Genomic DNA, 16,814 nt, shown 5'->3' on the forward strand with positions numbered 1-16,814 from the left:
GCCCGGTGCCCCTCGGAGCCCGTGCGCGAGACGAAGCCTCCGAGCCCGCGCCGCACCGGGGAGTACGGGCATGACCCGGCCCGACGGGCGGCTCGAGCGGGGCGATCGCACCCGGCGGTCGGTGCTTCGCCGGACGGTCGACATCGCGTCGGTCGAAGGACTGGAGGCGCTGTCCACGGGACGGCTCGCGACCGAGCTGGGCCTCAGCAAGAGCGGGGTGTTCGCGCTCTTCGGATCCAAGCAGGAGCTTCAGCTCGCGACCGTGCGCGAAGCCGGGCGGATCTTCGCCGAGCGGGTGATCCGGCCCTCCGAACAGGTCCCGGCGGGCGCCGAACGGGTGGGGCGGCTGTGCGAGTCGTGGCTCGAGTACTCGCGCGGGCGGGTCTTCCCGGGCGGCTGCTTCTTCTACGGGGTCATCGCCGAGTTCGACGCCCGGTCCGGGCCGGTGCACGACGCGGTCGTGTCGGCCCACCGGGCGTGGACGGTCCTGATGGAGCGCACAATCGACGAGGCCCGCACGGGCGGCGACCTGCGTGCTGACACCGATGTCCCCCAACTCGCCTTCGAACTCATCGCGTTGATGGAAGCGGCCAACGCCGTCTCGGTGCTGCACGACGAGGAGACCGCCTATCACCGGGCCCGGGCGGCCATCACGAACCGGTTGCGGAGCGCATCGGCGGAAGGAACGTCCGCGCCCCGAGGCTCCTGAGGGTCCGAGGGATCCGAGGTGCTGAGAAGCCCGAGGGACCGAGAAGTCCGGGTGGCCGGAAAACTAATAGCACGACCGGTCGCACAGTTTTATCGTCACACCATGACTGTCACCGGTACGGACATCGTCGAACTCGACCGGATCGCCGTGCACGAGGCCCTGCGAGTGGTGGAACTGGCGGAGAACACGGACTGGGACCGGGACACCCCCTGCGCGGGCTGGAACCTTCGGCGGCTCGTGGCGCACATGACCGCACAGCACCTCGGATTCGCGGCGGCGGCACGCGGAGCGGGACTCGAGGCGACACATTGGCAGGAGCCGCGGGACCTGGACGAGCCGGCCCGCGTCCACCGGGCCGCCGCAACGGCCGTACTCGCGGCCTTCGCCGAACCGGGCGTGAAGGAAAGGGAGTTCGCCCTCCCGGAACTGGGCGGGACCTTTCCCGGACGGCTGGCCGTCCGCTTCCACCTCGTCGACTACACGGTTCACGCCTGGGACGTCGCCGCGGCCCTGGGAGTGCGACTGGAACTCTCCGACGACGTCCTCGGCGCGGCACTCGCCACAGCCCGACGCGTCCCGGACGATCCGGCCGTCCGCGGCCCCGGGAACGCCTTCGCCCCGGCGCTGGACGTGCCCGGCGGGTCGGGACCGCTCGACGAGATCCTGCGCCTGCTGGGCCGGGATCCGCACCGGTGGGGTTTGACCTTGACACCGTGACAAGGCCTTCACTGTGTGCCCAGGAGGTGGTCTCGATGACAATCACTGAACAGGACGCCGACACGGCACGAATGCTCCGGGAGCTGGAAAGCGGCAGCTCGTCCGCGCGGCTCCGGGCGGCGATGGCGGTCGGCACGGCGCCCGACCCGCGCTTCGTCCCCGGTCTCGTCCGGCGCTGCGCGGTCGAGCCCGAGTTCTTCGTCCGCGACATGCTCACCTGGGCGCTCACCCGCCACCCCGTGTCCATGACACTTCCCGCGCTGCTCGCCGAAGTCCGCTCGGACGGCGCGCAGGCACGCAGCCAGGCACTGCACACGCTGTCCAAGATCGGGGACGGTCGGGCATGGCCGGCGATCACACCGGCCCTGCTGCACGACGCCGACGACGAGGTCGCACGGAGTGCTTGGCGCACCGCGGTCGTCCTCGTGCCCGCGGGCCGGGAAGCCGCGCTGGCCACGCTGTTGGCGACCCAGCTCGGGCGCGGCGGGCGGGAGACGCGGCTGAGTCTCAGCCAGGCCCTCGTCGCGCTGGGAGACGCGATCGCGCCGGTCCTGCTCGCCGCGACGACGGCGCCCGACCCGCTCGTCCGTGCGCACGCGCTCGCCACACAGCGGCTGCTGCGTGACCCGGACGCCGGATTCGAGATGGCGATCGAGGAGGCGAAGCGCGTCGCGGTCCAGGGCGGGCCCGGCCAGGAGGGACGATAGGGCGTGTTGATCGGTGAGGTGGCGCGACGGTCCGGTGTCAGCGCCCGCATGCTGCGGCATTACGAGTCGCTCGGTCTGGTGCGCCCCTCGGGGCGCACCGGCTCCGGCTACCGGGAGTACTCCGGTGAGGACATCCGGCGGATCTTCCACGTCGAGAGCCTGCGGTCCCTGGGGCTTTCGCTGCGCGAGATCGGGCGCGCGCTCGACGATCCCGGTTTCACGCCCTCGTCGCTCGTAGCGGATCTCATCGATCAGACACGCGAACGCATCGCGGCGGAGACCGAGTTGCTCACGCGGCTGCGCAGGATCCGTGCCGTGGAACCCACCGACTGGGAGGACGTGCTCCAAGTGGTCGCGCTCCTTCAGGCGTTGGCCTCGAAGAGCGCCGACGCACGGCAGCGCGCGGCACTGTCGCTGTCGCCGGCCGGCGAGGTCCCGCTGCCCGTGGAGGCCCTGGTCGAGGCGGTGCTGAGCGAGACGGAGCCGAACGTCGCGGGGGCCCTTCGCTGGGCACTGGCGCGCTCCGGCGACCGCGGACCGGAGCTGCTCGCGGAGGGCCTGGGCGCGCCGTCGGCCGCGGTACGGGAACGCGCCGTCCAGTCACTCGCCGAGATGCCCGGCGCCGAGGCCACCACGCATCTGCGGACCGCCCTCGCCCATCCCGACGCCGTGGTCCGCGGGCACGCGGCCCTCGCGCTCGGGGCACGGGGCGTGGCCGACGCGGTCCCGACGCTCGTCGACATGATCGTGGAGGGGCGCAACGACACGGAGGCGGCGGACGCGCTCGGCGTGCTGGCGAGCGACGCCGACGCGGCGGACCGGCTCGCGAACAGGCTCCTCGACCGTCTCGCCCTCCCCACCACGGAAGCACCCGCACGCGGACGGCTGACCCAGGCGCTGGCGGGCATCCCGGGAACGAGGACGTCGGAGGCGCTCGTGGAACTGTCGAAGGACTCGGACCGCGCCGTGGCGCTGACGGCCGCGTATCTCCTCCACCTGCGCGACGCTGGGTGACACTCGCCCCCACGGCGGCCTCGGGGCCGAGGAGGAGCGGTCGTCGAGCGGTCGCGGCGGGGCTGTGGTCCGGCACGGCCGAGGGACACGGCCCCGTCGCCGGGTTCGTTCCCTCAGCGGCCGTCGACGACGAGGTACTGGCCCTGCGCGTCGAACTCGACACGGCAGTCCAGGTTGCCTTCGGAGGCGCAGTTCGGCCTGACCCCGCCGTCCGCGTCGACGGTCGCGGTGACACGGACCTGCCCGGCACCGCCCTCCGAGCGGTACACGGCCGTGGAGGGACCGTCGGTCGGGACGATGACGCTGTAGTTCGGGTGGACGACCTGGGGGTATTCGCCGCTGCCCTCCTGCGAGGCGAGCCGCACTCCGGCGAAGGGCAGGCGGGGACCCGTCGTGATGCGCACGGCCGCCGAGGTCGCTCCCGGGGCGCCGACGCCCGGCGTCCGGGCCCCGTTCCCGTTCCCGGAGCCGACGACGTTGTCGTGACCGGCATTGATGATGTCGCCCCCCGCGTGCTGGTGCACGTCGGTGATGACGATCAGGGGGCCGTCGTCCTCGTCGGCCGCGGCGGCGACGGTGCCGGGAAGGGCTACGAGGACGGAGGCGAGCAGTGCGGCGGCCCTGGCGACCGTGCGGTTCACGGATCGTTCCTTCGCATGTGTTCCGTCGGGTTCGAACACGACCGCAGGAACCGCGCAACCGCTCGTGCCACACCGTCGCCCGCCCAGGTGGTGTCGCTGCGCCGATCGCCGCACGACGAGGTCCTGTCCGAGCGGCGGGATCAGCGGCGGGCGGGCGAGGACACCTCACCGACTGCCGCCAGGAGCTGGAACTGCCACTCCGGGTCGGCTTGGCCGATGGTCAGGCCGACCCAACGCTCCGAGTCCGGTGGCCTCCACAGCCGCATGCTCCCGGCGACGAGGCACAGGAAGCCGGGCGGCTCGCGGATCGTGGCGTCGGGGGCGGGGCCGCCGCCGTCGTCGAGTCCGAGATACGGCCACAGATCGACCGTTTCCGGGGCACCCCAGCGGTTCGTCAGGACGGCGGCGAGAGCCTCGAGGTCCGCTTCCAGCTCCCGCTCCGCCGCCTCCACGACCTCGGTGCTCCGGTCCTCCCAGAAGTCCCGGCTCTCCCTGAGCACGGCCAGGTGGAACCCGGGACCGCCCCACCGGCCGTCCGCTCCCGGCCGCCCTTCCCTCTCGGGAAAGGGCAGAGAAGTCATGCTGTCGACGATCGACAACTGCTGGTCCACGAGGACCGCTGGCTGATTCCGGGACGGCATGACCGGATCCTAGTGCCGTGCCGGCCAAGGTTCGCCCCACAGCCGGGTACGCCTGCCGTACGCACCGGCCGGGCGTCCCGGCGTCACCTAGGGATTCGCCCCGATGCCCGCGCCGCGACCGCTTGCCTACCATCGTGAGTGGTGCTGGACTTCCGGTCAGCCGATCCATTGCTCCGCACCGGTCAGCCGACCCATTCCGCACCGAATTCGTGTGCTACGGAGGCCCGATGAAGGCGATCGCCCAGGACCGGTACGGCTCACCCGACGTGTTGGAGCTCAGAGAGGTCGACACGCCCGCCGTCGGCGACCACGAGGTACGGGTCCGCGTCCACGCGGCCTCGGTCAACGCCCGTGACTGGCACTTCGTGCGCGGCGACCCGTACCTGGCGCGCCTGGGGCTCGGGGTGAGGGGCCCGAAGACCAGGATCCGGGGCACGGACTTCGCGGGCCGGGTGGAAGCGGTGGGGAAAGCCGTGACGCGGTTCCGTCCCGGGGACGAGGTCTTCGGCGAAGCCGACGGCGCGTTCGCGGAGTACGTGTGCGCCGCGGACGACGTGGTCGAGCCGAAACCGGCCGCGCTGTCGTTCGAGCAGGCGGCCGCGCTGCCGCTGGCGGGGAACACCGCGCTGATGGGCCTGCGCGACCTGGGGCAGGTGCGGCCGGGACGGACGGTGCTGATCAACGGCGCGTCAGGCGGGGTGGGCACCTTCGCGGTGCAGATCGCCAAGGCGTTCGGCGCGGAGGTGACCGGCGTGTGCAGTACGAGGAACACGGAACTGGTCCGGTCACTGGGCGCCGATCACCTCGTCGACTACACCCGGGAGGACTTCACCCGGAGCGGACGGCGGTACGACGTCGTGTTCGACCTGGTGGGGAACCACTCGCTGACCGGGTTCCGCCGCGCGCTGGAACCCGCGGGGAGGCTCGTCCTCTCCGGCGGGGGCGTGTTCGAGGGCGGGAGCGTCATCGGGCCCATGAGCCTCCTGATCAGGGGGCAGGTGGTGTCACGCTTCGCCCGCCATCGGCTGTACGTCCTCACGGCGACGCCCAGCAGGGAGAACCTGTCGGCGCTGAGGGAACTCGCCGACTCGGGCGAACTCACCCCGGTCATCGACCGCACCTATTCGCTGGACGAAGTGCCCGACGCCGTCCGGTACCTCGAGGTGGAGCACGCTCGCTCGAAGGTCGTCATCACCGTCTGACGGAACTCCACCGGACGGGACGCGATCGCCCCGGCGGCACGCGCGGCTGTTCCGGGGGTTCCAAGTACTCCACCGTAGGTCGGGAGTCAGGCTCCGGCCGTGCGTTGATCCTCCAGGCGGCAGCCGTGCGCGGACGGTGCGGGGCGCCTCGTGACGGGGTCGTCCCGGCAGGCACCCCCGTCCTCACCCCACCGGAGATCCGCATGACGAACAGTCAGCATCCCTTCTCCTACGACGCGTTCGTCGAACGCGTCGCCGCCGACCCGGCCGTCGTCGGCCTCGTCCTCAAAGGGTCCCGAGCCCACGACGGCATGACCACCCCGTACTCCGACCACGATCTGTACGTGGTCGTGGCCGACGGCACCGAGACCGGTCCGGCCCGGTTCGCGGACCACCGCGGCCCCGGGCTCGACCTCGTCGTCGTCACGCTCGGCGAGTTCCGCGGGGCCGGGATGCCGGAATGGGAACGCTACGCCCTCGCCCGAGCCAGGGTCGTGCTCGACCGGCTCGACGGAGGCATCGCCCGCGTCCTCGCCGACCGGGCACGACTGGACGCCGACGAGGCGTTCCGGGGTTCCGGCGCATGGCTCGACGCCTACGTCAACTCCCTTTACCGCTCGGTCAAGAACCACCGGGACGGCCTGCCTCTCGCCGCCCGCCTCGACGCGGCCGACAGCATGCGGTTCCTGCTCGAACTGCTCTTCGCCCTCGACCGCCGCCCCCGCCCGTACAACAAGTACCTGGAGTGGGAGCTCGCCCGGCATCCGCTGCCGGACTGGGACACCGACGCACTGCTGCGTGCCGTGGACCACGTCTCGGCGACGGGTGACGCGGCCCTGCAACGACACCTGTTCACCCTTGTCGAGAAGGCGGCCCGGGCGGCCGGACACGGCGGGGTGCTGGACGCGTGGGGCGACGCCCTCGTCCTCATGCGACCGCCGGTCGGCGGCGCCGGCCGATGACGGCCGATGACGGGGCCCCGGACGAGGGCGGGGCGTTTCCGGGGCGCTGACCGGACGGGCGGGCCGGCCTGCCGGGCGGTCACGGTTTCGGTGACCCTCCGGATCGCCCCCGTCACCGCGTGTGCCGCAGGCCGACGGCTCCCGCCCGGCCCGGGGCACCGTCCCGCATGGTCAGACCGGTCCCATGGTGCGACGCTGGAGGGGAGAGGTGTCCGTGGGACCACCGGGAGGGCCGATGGGACGCGACGTTCCGGCACAGGTCTTCACCCGCGAGGACCGGCGACGGTACCGGATCAAGATGCAGGAGTGCCTCGACGCCTTCGCGCAGATGCTGCGGGAGGCACGGTTCGACGTGGAGCGGCCCCGGGTGGGCCTGGAGATCGAGCTGAACCTGACCGACACCGAGGGCGAGCCCGCGATGCGGAACGCCGATGTGCTCGACGCCATCGCGGACCCCGCCTGGGACACCGAGCTGGGCAGGTTCAACCTGGAGATCAACATTCCGCCCAGGCGGCTGATCGCCGGGGGCCCCGACGCCTGGGAGGACGAGATCCGCGCCGCCCTCAACCACGCGGACGAGCGCGCCAGGACGATCGGCGTCCACCTGATCATGATCGGCATCCTGCCCACGCTGCGCGAGACGGACGTCGGACCGGAGGCGCTGTCGGAGAACGCCCGCTACCGGCTGATCAACGAGCAGGTCTTCGCGGCCCGCGGCGAGGACCTGCTCATCGAGGTGGACGGGGTCGACCGGCTGCGGACCTACGCGGACACCATCACGCCGGAGGCCGCGTGCACGAGCACGCAGTTCCATCTCCAGGTCTCGCCCGAGGAGTTCGCCGGCTACTGGAACGCGGCGCAGGCCATCGCCGGAATCCAGGTCGCCCTGGCGGCCAACTCGCCCTTCCTGTTCGGCAAGGAGCTGGCGCACGAGACCCGTATCCCGCTCTTCGAGCAGGCGACGGACACCCGCCCGGTGGAGATCAAGGCGCAGGGCGTACGGCCCCGGGTCTGGTTCGGGGAACGGTGGATCACCAGCGTCTTCGACCTCTTCGAGGAGAACCTCCGCTACTTCCCGGCGCTGCTGCCCCTGTGCGAGGACGAGGACCCCACGCAGACGCTGGACCGGGGGGACACGCCGGAGCTGGCCGAACTCACCCTGCACAACGGCACGATCTACCGGTGGAACCGTCCGGTCTACGCCGTCGCCCACGGCAGGCCCCACCTGAGGGTGGAGAACCGCGTGCTGCCCGCGGGTCCGACGGTCGCGGACACCCTCGCCAACGGCGCCTTCTACTACGGCCTCACCCGCGCCCTGGTGGAGGAGGACCGGCCGGTGTGGTCGCGGATGTCCTTCTCGGCCGCCGAGGACAACCTGCACACCGCGGCACGGCACGGCATCGACGCCCGGCTCTACTGGCCCGGAGTAGGTGAGGTGCCGGTGCCCGAACTCGTCCTGCGACGACTGCTGCCGCTGGCGCACCGGGGCCTGGAGCACTCGGGCATGGACGAGGCCTGGCGGGAGCCGCTGCTCGGCATCATCGAGCAGCGGTGTGTCACCGCGCGCAACGGGGCGGTCTGGCAGAAGGAGATGCTGCACCGCTTCGAAGAGGCGGACCACTGCGGCCGGCACGAGGCCCTGCGGCGCATGACCCGGCAGTACATCGACTACATGCACCTCAACGCACCGGCCCACACATGGCCGGTGGACTGACGCACGGGCCAACGACCCCGTGCGGTCAGCCCGTCGCCATCCCGGCCAGGGTCTCCCGCACGATCCGCACCGCGCGTTCCGTGTCGGCGCGCGTCACGTCCAGGTGGAAGACGAAGCGCAGTTGACCCGGGTAGCCCACGCACAGCAGGCCGTGACGCGCCAGCCGGTCGCGGAGTTCACCGGTCTCGACGCCGGGGGCGGAACGCGCGAAGACCATGTTGGTCCCGCTGGGCTCCATGGTCAGGCCCTTCACGTCCTTCAGGCCCTCGGCGAACAGCGCGGCGTGCGCGTGGTCGTCGGCGAGCCGCGTCACGTGGTGGTCGAGCGCGTGGAGGGCCGCGGCCGCCAGCACGCCGGCCTGCCGCATCCCGCCGCCCAGGACCTTGCGCCAGCGCCGTGCCCCGGCCACGAACTCCCGCGATCCCACGAGCGCCGAGCCGACCGGCGCGCCCAGGCCCTTGCTGAAGCAGACCGACACGCTGTCGAAGTGGCCGGCGATCAGCCGTGCCTGCTCGTACGGATCGCCGCCGCCCGCCACCGCGGCGTTGAACAGCCGCGCCCCGTCCAGGTGCGTGGCGAGTCCGTGCTCGCGGGCCACGTGCGTGGCGGTCTTCAGGTAGTCCGTCGAGACGGCCCGGCCGCCGATGGTGTTCTCCAGGCAGAGCAGCCGGGTGCGGGCGAAGTGCGAGTCGTCAGGCTTCACGGCCGCCGCGATGTCCAGCGGGTCCAGCGTCCCGTCCGCCCGGTGCTGCAGCGGCTGGGGCTGGATGCCTCCGAGCACGGCGGCGCCGCCGCCCTCCCACCGGTACATGTGGGCCATCTGGCCGGCGATGTACTCGTCCCCGCGGCCGCAGTGGGTCAGCAGGGCGCACAGGTTGCTCTGCGTTCCCGATGAGACGAACAGCGCGGACTCGAATCCGAGCAGTCCGGCGATCCGGTCCTGCAGCGCGTTGACGGTGGGATCGTCGCCGAAGACGTCGTCACCGACCTCGGCCTCGGCCATCGCCCGGCGCATCGCCTCGCCGGGCCGGGTGACGGTGTCGCTGCGCAGGTCGATGGGGTGACCGGGCTCGTCGCGGCCGGTGCCGGTCGCCTTCGCGGCGCGGGAGACGTCGGCGGAACCGGTGGCGGGGGCGGCATCAGTGGTCGGCACACGCACACTCTGCCACGCCGCGGGGAACCGGCGGGTGCCGGGGGCGGCCGGAGAACCTGGAGACCGCCCCCGGAGCACCGCCCGCCGCGCATCGCCTGCGCGGCGCCCGGTGCGTACCCGCCGTACGCACGGCATTCGCCCTCCGTACGTCTTCTCCGTGTCCGATGGCGAGCGATCGTGAACACGACAGGGTGCAATCCGGCGCAGGAGTGCCATTCTGTGTGTCCACTTCCGTTCCACTCTTGGTCGCACGCCCGGCGCCCCGCACCGACAACGTTGTCTTCCGTGAGCCGGACCGTGCGTGTGCATGAGCGACGCTGGAGAGGTCACGTGCCCATCAGATCCCGTCCCCCCGTACCCCGCGTGATCCTTCCGGGGACCTCCCGGCGCGGTCGCCGGCCGCTGCGCGCGACGGTCGTCGCACTGCTCACCGGTGCCCTCGCCCTCACCGTGCCCGCGGGCGGCACGGCCGCGGCCTTACCCCTGCCCGCCGCGTCCGCGGCGGCTGGCGGGGCATCCGGCAGGACGTCCGGGGGCACGGACTACACGAAGCTCGTCGACCCGTTCGTGTCGACCGCCGGCGACGACGGCAACGACCTGCCGGGGGCCCAGGCGCCGCACGGTCTGGCCAAGGTCAACCCGATGACCACGCCCGGCCGCAACCACACCGGGTACGACTACGACGAGGACCACATCGCCGGGTTCACCGCCACGAACCTCGACGGCGTCGGCGGCTCGGGGGGCGGCGGTGACCTGCTCGTCGTCCCGACCTCCGTCCGGTACGACGAGCGCCCCTCCCCCGGCACCTACGCCCACGCGTACAGCCACGACGACGAGACCGCGACGCCCGGCCACTACCGGGTGGGACTGGGCGCCGTCTCCGGAACCGCTTCGGCGGTGACGCAGGACCCCGGCACCATCGAGGCCGAGGTGACCGCGACCACGCGCACGGCGCTGGAGCGGTTCGGTTTCCCCGCCGGGTCGGACCCCGAGCTCGTCCTCGACCTGGCGAACAACTTCACCAGCCGCACCCGCTCGACGCTGAAGGCGACGACGCTCCCCGACGGGACCACCTCGATCAGCGGGCTCGTCGCGGGGTCCTTCAACGGCGCCTCGTACCAGCTGTACTACACCGCCACCACGAACGTGCCCGTGACCTCGCTCAGGAGCTGGGGCAAGGACGGCAGGCTGAGCGACGCCACCGCGCAGGACGGCACCGACACCGGCGTCGTCCTCGGCTTCGACAGGTCCCACGGGGACGACATCGAGCTGCGCGTCACCCTGTCGCCGATCAGTGCCGAACAGGCCGCGACCGACCAGCGCAACGAGGTGGGCGGCCTCACCTTCGACCAGGCGCGCGCGAGGACGAAGGCGGAGTGGAACCGCGCGCTCGGCGCCGTCGACGTACGGGCCTCCGCGAAGTCCGACCCCGGATCGACCCTGACCCGGGAGTTCTACACGCACCTGTACCGCATGTACGCGCTGCCGGTGAACGCGACCAGCACCAGCGGGACGTACCGGGGAGTGGACGGCGCGGTGCACAGGGCGAACGGCTCCACGCACTACGACGGCTGGTCCACCTGGGACGACTTCCGCAAGTACTCCGTCGAGGCGTACATCGACCCGACCGGCTACCGGGACATGGTGCAGTCGCTGATCTCCCTCTTCGCCGACGCGCACACCGCCGGCAGGAGCCTCGGCAGCCTCACCCACTCGGTCCCCACCGTGCGCTGGGAACGCTCGGCCGTCCTGGTCGCCGACGCGCTGTCCAAGGGTTTCAAGGACTTCGACCGGCTCGACGAGGCGTACCCGGCGCTGCTGTCGTACTCCGGGTACTACACGGGGGCGCAGCTTCGGCAGGGTTACGTCACCGGGGACCCCGGCACGACCGTCCAGCGCGGCTACGACCAGTGGGCGCTGTCGGTCATCGCCGACGCACTCGGCAAGGAGGACGACGCCGAGAAGCTGCGCACCCGGTCGACCATGGCGATCGACAACCTCGTGAAGTCCGGTGCCTGGACCGCGGCGGACGGCACGAAGGTCGGTCTGCTCACCCCGCGCGCCGCGAACGGCGACTGGCAGAACGCCGACCACGAGAAGTTCGAGGCGGCGGGCCTCTACCAGGGCACGCTCTGGCAGTACCACTGGTACGACGCGTACGACATGGGCGGCCTCGTCGAGGCCATGGGCGGCGCGAAGGCCGGCGAGGCCGCGGTCAGGCACATGTTCGGCGAGGACTCGGCCGTCGACGACGGCTCGACGATGCTGCACTCCAACGCGAACGAGATCGACCTGCAGGCGCCGTACCTCTTCAACTACGTCGGTGAGCCGAGCCTGACGCAGAAGTGGGTGCGGGCCATCTACACCGGTACGACCTGGAACCGCTACATCGCGACCGGCTCCTCGAACGAAGTCCCCAGCTCCGGCGGCGAGTTCCGTCCACCGGTCAAGACTCAGGTGTACAAGCTCTCCCCCAAGGGCCTCCTGCCGACCATGGACAACGACGCCGGCACCATGTCCACGATGTTCGTCGGCGCCGCCCTGGGCCTGTTCCCGGTGACCGCCGGTTCCAGCCAGTTCCAGATCGGCAGTCCGTTCTTCGACTCCACGACGATCCGCTACGCGAACGGCGCCCGGTTCACCGTGAAGGCCGACGGGGTGTCGCCCGACGACTACTACGTGCAGAGCGCGACCCTGGACGGCTCGCGGTTCGGGAACACCTGGCTCGACTACTCGCAGATCGTCTCGGGCGGAACCCTGGAGTTCGCCATGGGCCCCGAGCCCTCCCGGTGGGGGGCCGGGACGAAGCCCGCGTACTCGCTGAACACCGACGGGGGCGACACGGGTGGCGACGGCACGGGAGCGGGCCGGGGCGACACCGTCGTCTCCGCCGACCCGGGCACCGTCCGGACACGGGAGGACGGCACCGTCGACGGCGGTGTGCGGCTCACCCTGTCCGGACCGGCGAAGTTCGCCGCCCGGAAGGGCACCAGTCTGACCGGGACCGGGGCGGCGACCGTGACGGGCCTGCCGGGCGGTGTCACGGCGGACCTCCGCGTCAGCGGCGCGCGTACGGCGACGCTGTCGCTCACCGGCGGCACGCGGACCGACGCCCGTCTCGGCATCACGTTCCAGGACGCGGCGTTCGCCCACGGCGTGCGGGCCTCGACGGTGCGCGGCACCGGAACGTCGCCGACCGACCCGCTCGTCCTCTCGGCCGCGGCGGTGCACCGCGAGGCGCTCGGCACGCTCGTCGAGCAGGCCTCGCCGGTGCGCCCCGGCAACTACTCCGACGGCTCGTGGAACGTGTTCCGCTCCACGCTCGACCGCGCGCGGACCGTCCTCGCGGACGCCGCGTCGGCGACGGCCACGATCACGGCCGCGGACGACGCGCTGCGGTCCGCCGCCGACGCGCTCACCCTCGACGAGGGCGGCTACGCCGTCCTGCAGGCCGAGTCCCCCGACCAGAAGGAGGGCCCCGGCCTCGTCAGCGAGCGGAACAACTCCGACGGCAACCTCGGTGGCGTCACCGAGGGGTCGTGGGAGCGGTTCACCGGGCTGGACTTCGGCGGGGTCGCCCCTCGGAGCGTCTCGGTGCGCTACGCCAACTCGCAGTCCACGACGGCGAGACCGAGCAGCGTCGACATCCACGCGGGTGCCGCCGACGGCCCCGTCGTCGCGACCGTCCAGCTCCCGGGAACCGGCGGCTGGCAGTACTGGAGCACGGTGCGGGCGGCCGTCACCGACCCGGACGCCCTGCTGGGCGCGTCGAGCGCGACGTTCGTCTTCCACGCGCCGTCCGGACAGCAGTGGGTGTCGAACTTCGACTGGTACCGGTTCTCTCCGTACGAGGACTCCTCGTCCTCCACGACCACGCTCGCCACGCTGACCGCGGCCGGCAGCACCGCGACCGGCGGCGGTTCGCTCCCGCTGAACCTGGCGAACGGCATCTTCGAGAACACGACCGACGGCGCGTGGGCCGAGTGGAAGGGCACCGACCTCCGCGACGGCGCCGACACGGTCACCGTCCGCTACGACAAGCCCCGGTCGCGCGCGGCGTCGGACTCGCACATCGAACTGCACCTCGGCTCGAAGGACGGCCCGAAGAGCGTCGACGTCCCCCTCGACTACAGCGGAGCGGGCTGGGGGACCGTCGCCACCACGACCGTGCGGCTCGATCCCGGCGTCTTCGGCGGCGTCCAGGACGTGTACGCCGACTTCGTCTCCAGCACCCAGACGGCCTCGCAGCCCTACGTGGCCAACGTCTACTCGCTGACGCTGACTCAGGAAGCCGACGCGCCCACGGTGTTCGACGCCACCGCGTTCCGCTCCCACAGCGGCGGCGGCCTCAAGAGCGAGCCGGCCGGCTGGAGCGGCGCGGGGTCCACGACCGACCTCGGCGGCACCTACGACGGGGCCTGGCTCGACTACGGGGACATCGACTTCGGCGCCTCCCCGAAGAACACCGTCACGATCACGTACGCCAACAACTCCGCCCGCTGCGGAACCGGTTCGGCCGTCCAGCTCTACCTGGACTCCTTCGACCCGGCCGGTCCCGGGACGCCGTACGCGACCGTCCCGCTGCCGGTCACGGGTGCCGCCTGGTCGTCGGGAGGGACGACGAGCCTGACGCTGCCCGAGGCGATCACGGGTACGCACGCCGTCCATCTGCGCCTGGTGACCACCCCGGACTCCTCGCACCCGTACGTCGCGAACCTGGGGCGGATCACCTTCACCCGTGCCGCGGCGCCCGCCGTCACGGACAAGTCCGCCCTGCGCAGGGCGATCGACCGGTACGCGGGGCTCTCCGGTGACGCGGAGCGCTACGACACGATCGACTTCGGTGTGTACCGGCGCGAACTCGCCACCGCACGCACCCTCGTCGACGCCGACGCCGTGACCCAGCTCGAAGTCGACGCGGGGACCCGCGGACTCACCCTCGCCGCGAGGCAACTGGTCCCGCTCCCGCGGCTGAGGCTGGAGGACCTGGTCGCGGCCGCGTCGGCCCTCGACGACGACCGCTACACGGACGCGTCGTGGACGGCGTTCACCGCGGCTCTCGCCGCGGCGAGAGCCGCGGTCGCGGACGACGCGGCCACCGACGAGACCCTCACCGCACGGTACGGCGCGCTCGACCGCGCCCGGGCCGCGCTCACCACGAAACCCAGGACGGTGCCCGCCGCGCCCGACGCCGTGTCGGCGGTCTCGTCCGGCACGAGCGTGACCGTCTCCTGGTCCGCGCCCGGGGACACCGGCGGCTCGCCGGTCACCGGCTACGAGGTCGGCCTCGACGACGGCCACCGGGTCGAGATCCACGATCCGGACAGCCGGCGCACCACCTTCACCCGGCTGCGGGGCGGCAGGTCGTACACGGCGCACGTCCGGGCGGTGAACGCCGTCGGCGCCTCGCGGCCGAGCCCCGCGACGGCCCCCGTGGTGACCGGCGGCGGCAAGCCCCAGAAGCCCGCCGTGACGAGCGTGGTCACCGACGGCGAGGAGGTCCGCGTGACCTGGCGGGCGGCCGGCGACGGTGGATTCCCGGTCATCGGCTACACCGTGGCCCTCGACGACGGAACCACCGCGCACGTTCCCGCCACGACGGACACCGCGCTCCTCAAGGCCACCGGCAGGGCGAAGGCCCATACGGCGACCGTCACCGCGGTCACCCCGGCCGGAACCTCGGCCGACGGCCCCGCGCCCGGACCGGGGAGCGTGACGGCCACGGCGGACGCCTCCGACCCGGCGTACGAGCCGTCCCCCTTCCCGGACGAAACGCTGAACGCGGCCTACGCGTCTGACAGTTGGCCGGCCACCGGCGACGGGAGCGACCACTTCCTCGAGCTGCTCGGCGGCGCCGACGATCTGCACACCGGCATCCTCGGCGCCAACACCAAGGTCCCCAACGGCACTTCACCCACCGCGGAGAACGACAGGACCGCCGTGGGCATCAACAACGCCGCCACGCAGAAGGAGGTCGACCGCGCCGAGGTGGACGCGACGCACAGCGCCACCGTCACGATGGCCGACGGCCTCGGCTCCCGGCTCGGCCGGATCTACGGCGACGCCCTGAGCGGCGGCCGGCTGCCCAAGACGAGCGCGCTGTTCTCCCGCGTCACGAAGGGCCTGGACAAGGTCGACGCGGCGAAGAACCACTACGGCTACCGACGCCCTTACGTACGCCTCGGGTTCGTCGGCGACGGTGGCGCGGTCCACGAGTCGCAGGACGGCTCGTACGGCAGCCTCGCCTCCAGCGGCTCCTACCCGAGCGGTCACACCTACGGCGGCTACGAGGCCGGAACCGTCCTCGCCACTCTCCTGCCGGAACTGGCGCCGTCGATCCTCGCGCGCACCTCGGAGTACGGGGACAACCGCGTCGTCCTCGGGTTCCACTACCCCCTGGACGTCATGGGCGGCCGCATCACCGGACAGGCCACCGTGGCGCACCGGTGGGCGGACCCCGGCTTCCGGGAACTGCTGATGCAGGCCCACACCGAGATCGAGAACGTGCTGCTCGCGCGATGCGCCGAGGAGGGGTACGGCGACACGCTCGCGGCCTGCGCGGGCGACCCCTACGCCGGTCTGAGCACCGCACAGGACGTCGACCTGTACACGCGGCGCCTGACCTACGGGTTCTCCCGGGTGGCGAAGCCCGGGCAGAAGCTCAGGGCACCGGCCGACGCGGCGGCCCTGCTGATCACGGCCTTCCCGGACCTGACCGCCGAGCAGCGCACCCAGGTCCTGGAACAGACCGCGACGGACTCCGGGTACCCGCTCGACCTCACCGCGGACGGCGGGGAGAGCTGGCAGCGGATCAACCTGGCGGCCGCGATGGCGGCACACGTGGTGGTGGGCGCCGACGGGTCGGTCACGGTGACGAACTTCTCCGACGCCACCGGGGCGAGCGTCGCCGACGCCGGCACGATCAAGGTGGGTGGCGTCCCGCTCGACGGCTTCGATCCGGAGGTGTCCACGTACGTCGTCGACTGGCCGAGGGGCAGGAGGATCCCGGCCGTCTCCGCCGTACCGGCCCGGTCCGGTGCACGGGTGAAGGTCACCTACGGCGGTCCGGTCCTCTCGTCGGCCGGGTCCCGGCTCACCAGCCGCACCGTCGAGGTGACCTCGGCCAACGGGTCGGTCACCCGGACCTACACGGTCGGGTTCCGGCTCACGGACCGGGACGACCGGCCGGCCGCGACCGGTGCCGGCGGCCTCGGAGGACCGGGTCGGTGGCTCCCCGGGGGCAGCGGGGCGGGCTCCGGCGACGGGACCCGGCTCTGGTCGCCGGAAGCGGAGTGGGCGGAGCGCCTGGGCGTGGACGGCACGACGTGAGCGCCCGGCGTGGACGGGCCGCGGC

11 protein-coding genes are annotated in these 16,814 nt (G+C 72.4%); 8 read left to right on the forward strand and 3 right to left on the reverse strand.

Annotation, left to right across the window (positions count from 1 at the left end):
- Positions 1–70: 70 nt before the first annotated feature.
- From ACFW6B_RS24110 to ACFW6B_RS24125, 4 genes are all read left to right on the forward strand, one after another.
- The gene (locus ACFW6B_RS24110; protein ID WP_386598615.1) at positions 71–709 is read left to right on the forward strand and encodes a TetR/AcrR family transcriptional regulator; all 639 of its coding nucleotides are present in this window, start codon (positions 71–73) and stop codon (positions 707–709) included.
- 102 nt (positions 710–811) lie between these two features.
- The gene (locus ACFW6B_RS24115; RefSeq protein WP_386598616.1) at positions 812–1,426 is read left to right on the forward strand and encodes a TIGR03086 family metal-binding protein; all 615 of its coding nucleotides are present in this window, start codon (positions 812–814) and stop codon (positions 1,424–1,426) included.
- Between the two features lie 35 nt (positions 1,427–1,461).
- Entirely contained in the window at positions 1,462–2,133 is a 672-nt protein-coding gene (locus ACFW6B_RS24120; protein ID WP_386598617.1) for a HEAT repeat domain-containing protein, read from the forward strand.
- A gap of 3 nt (positions 2,134–2,136) precedes the next feature.
- Positions 2,137–3,147 (forward strand): HEAT repeat domain-containing protein, encoded by a 1,011-nt coding sequence (locus ACFW6B_RS24125; RefSeq protein WP_386598618.1) that lies wholly within the window; start codon positions 2,137–2,139, stop codon positions 3,145–3,147.
- A gap of 113 nt (positions 3,148–3,260) precedes the next feature.
- Here the strand turns inward: ACFW6B_RS24125 and ACFW6B_RS24130 are convergent, their stop codons facing one another.
- On the reverse strand, positions 3,261–3,788 hold the full coding sequence (locus ACFW6B_RS24130; RefSeq protein WP_386598619.1) for a hypothetical protein: 528 nt from the start codon (positions 3,786–3,788) through the stop codon (positions 3,261–3,263).
- A gap of 140 nt (positions 3,789–3,928) precedes the next feature.
- Positions 3,929–4,429: a hypothetical protein gene (locus tag ACFW6B_RS24135; protein WP_386598620.1), complete on the reverse strand. Its 501-nt coding sequence runs from the start codon at positions 4,427–4,429 to the stop codon at positions 3,929–3,931.
- 227 nt (positions 4,430–4,656) lie between these two features.
- On the opposite strand from ACFW6B_RS24135, the gene ACFW6B_RS24140 reads away from it, so the two are divergent.
- The 3 genes from ACFW6B_RS24140 to ACFW6B_RS24150 all read left to right on the forward strand — a co-directional run bounded on the left by ACFW6B_RS24140 (position 4,657) and on the right by ACFW6B_RS24150 (position 8,307).
- Positions 4,657–5,631 (forward strand): NAD(P)-dependent alcohol dehydrogenase, encoded by a 975-nt coding sequence (locus tag ACFW6B_RS24140; protein WP_386598621.1) that lies wholly within the window; start codon positions 4,657–4,659, stop codon positions 5,629–5,631.
- 203 nt (positions 5,632–5,834) lie between these two features.
- Positions 5,835–6,593, forward strand: coding sequence for a hypothetical protein (locus ACFW6B_RS24145; RefSeq protein WP_386598623.1), 759 nt, complete (start codon positions 5,835–5,837; stop codon positions 6,591–6,593).
- A gap of 235 nt (positions 6,594–6,828) precedes the next feature.
- On the forward strand, positions 6,829–8,307 hold the full coding sequence (locus tag ACFW6B_RS24150) for a glutamate--cysteine ligase (RefSeq protein WP_386598624.1): 1,479 nt from the start codon (positions 6,829–6,831) through the stop codon (positions 8,305–8,307).
- A 25-nt stretch (positions 8,308–8,332) separates the two neighbouring features.
- On the opposite strand, the gene ltaE is transcribed toward ACFW6B_RS24150, so the two are convergent.
- Positions 8,333–9,460, reverse strand: a complete 1,128-nt coding sequence (gene ltaE, locus ACFW6B_RS24155) for a low-specificity L-threonine aldolase (RefSeq protein WP_386598625.1) — start codon at positions 9,458–9,460, stop codon at positions 8,333–8,335.
- 363 nt (positions 9,461–9,823) lie between these two features.
- Between ltaE and ACFW6B_RS24160 the strand changes: the two genes are divergently transcribed.
- Complete coding sequence (locus tag ACFW6B_RS24160) at positions 9,824–16,789, forward strand: glycoside hydrolase domain-containing protein (RefSeq protein ID WP_386598626.1); 6,966 nt, start codon at positions 9,824–9,826, stop codon at positions 16,787–16,789.
- Positions 16,790–16,814: the final 25 nt, after the last annotated feature.

It is taken from the genome of Streptomyces sp. NPDC058751, assembly GCF_042746485.1.
In the GTDB taxonomy this organism is placed as follows: Bacteria; Actinomycetota; Actinomycetes; order Streptomycetales; family Streptomycetaceae; genus Streptomyces.

Coding starts and splice junctions, on each gene's coding strand:
- ACFW6B_RS24110 (WP_386598615.1), top strand. CDS start 71: ATGACCCGGCCCGACGGGCGGCTCGAGCGGGGCGATCGCACCCGGCGG.
- ACFW6B_RS24115 (WP_386598616.1), top strand. CDS start 812: ATGACTGTCACCGGTACGGACATCGTCGAACTCGACCGGATCGCCGTG.
- ACFW6B_RS24120 (WP_386598617.1), top strand. CDS start 1,462: ATGACAATCACTGAACAGGACGCCGACACGGCACGAATGCTCCGGGAG.
- ACFW6B_RS24135 (WP_386598620.1), bottom strand. CDS start 4,429: ATGCCGTCCCGGAATCAGCCAGCGGTCCTCGTGGACCAGCAGTTGTCG.
- ACFW6B_RS24140 (WP_386598621.1), top strand. CDS start 4,657: ATGAAGGCGATCGCCCAGGACCGGTACGGCTCACCCGACGTGTTGGAG.
- ACFW6B_RS24145 (WP_386598623.1), top strand. CDS start 5,835: ATGACGAACAGTCAGCATCCCTTCTCCTACGACGCGTTCGTCGAACGC.
- ACFW6B_RS24150 (WP_386598624.1), top strand. CDS start 6,829: ATGGGACGCGACGTTCCGGCACAGGTCTTCACCCGCGAGGACCGGCGA.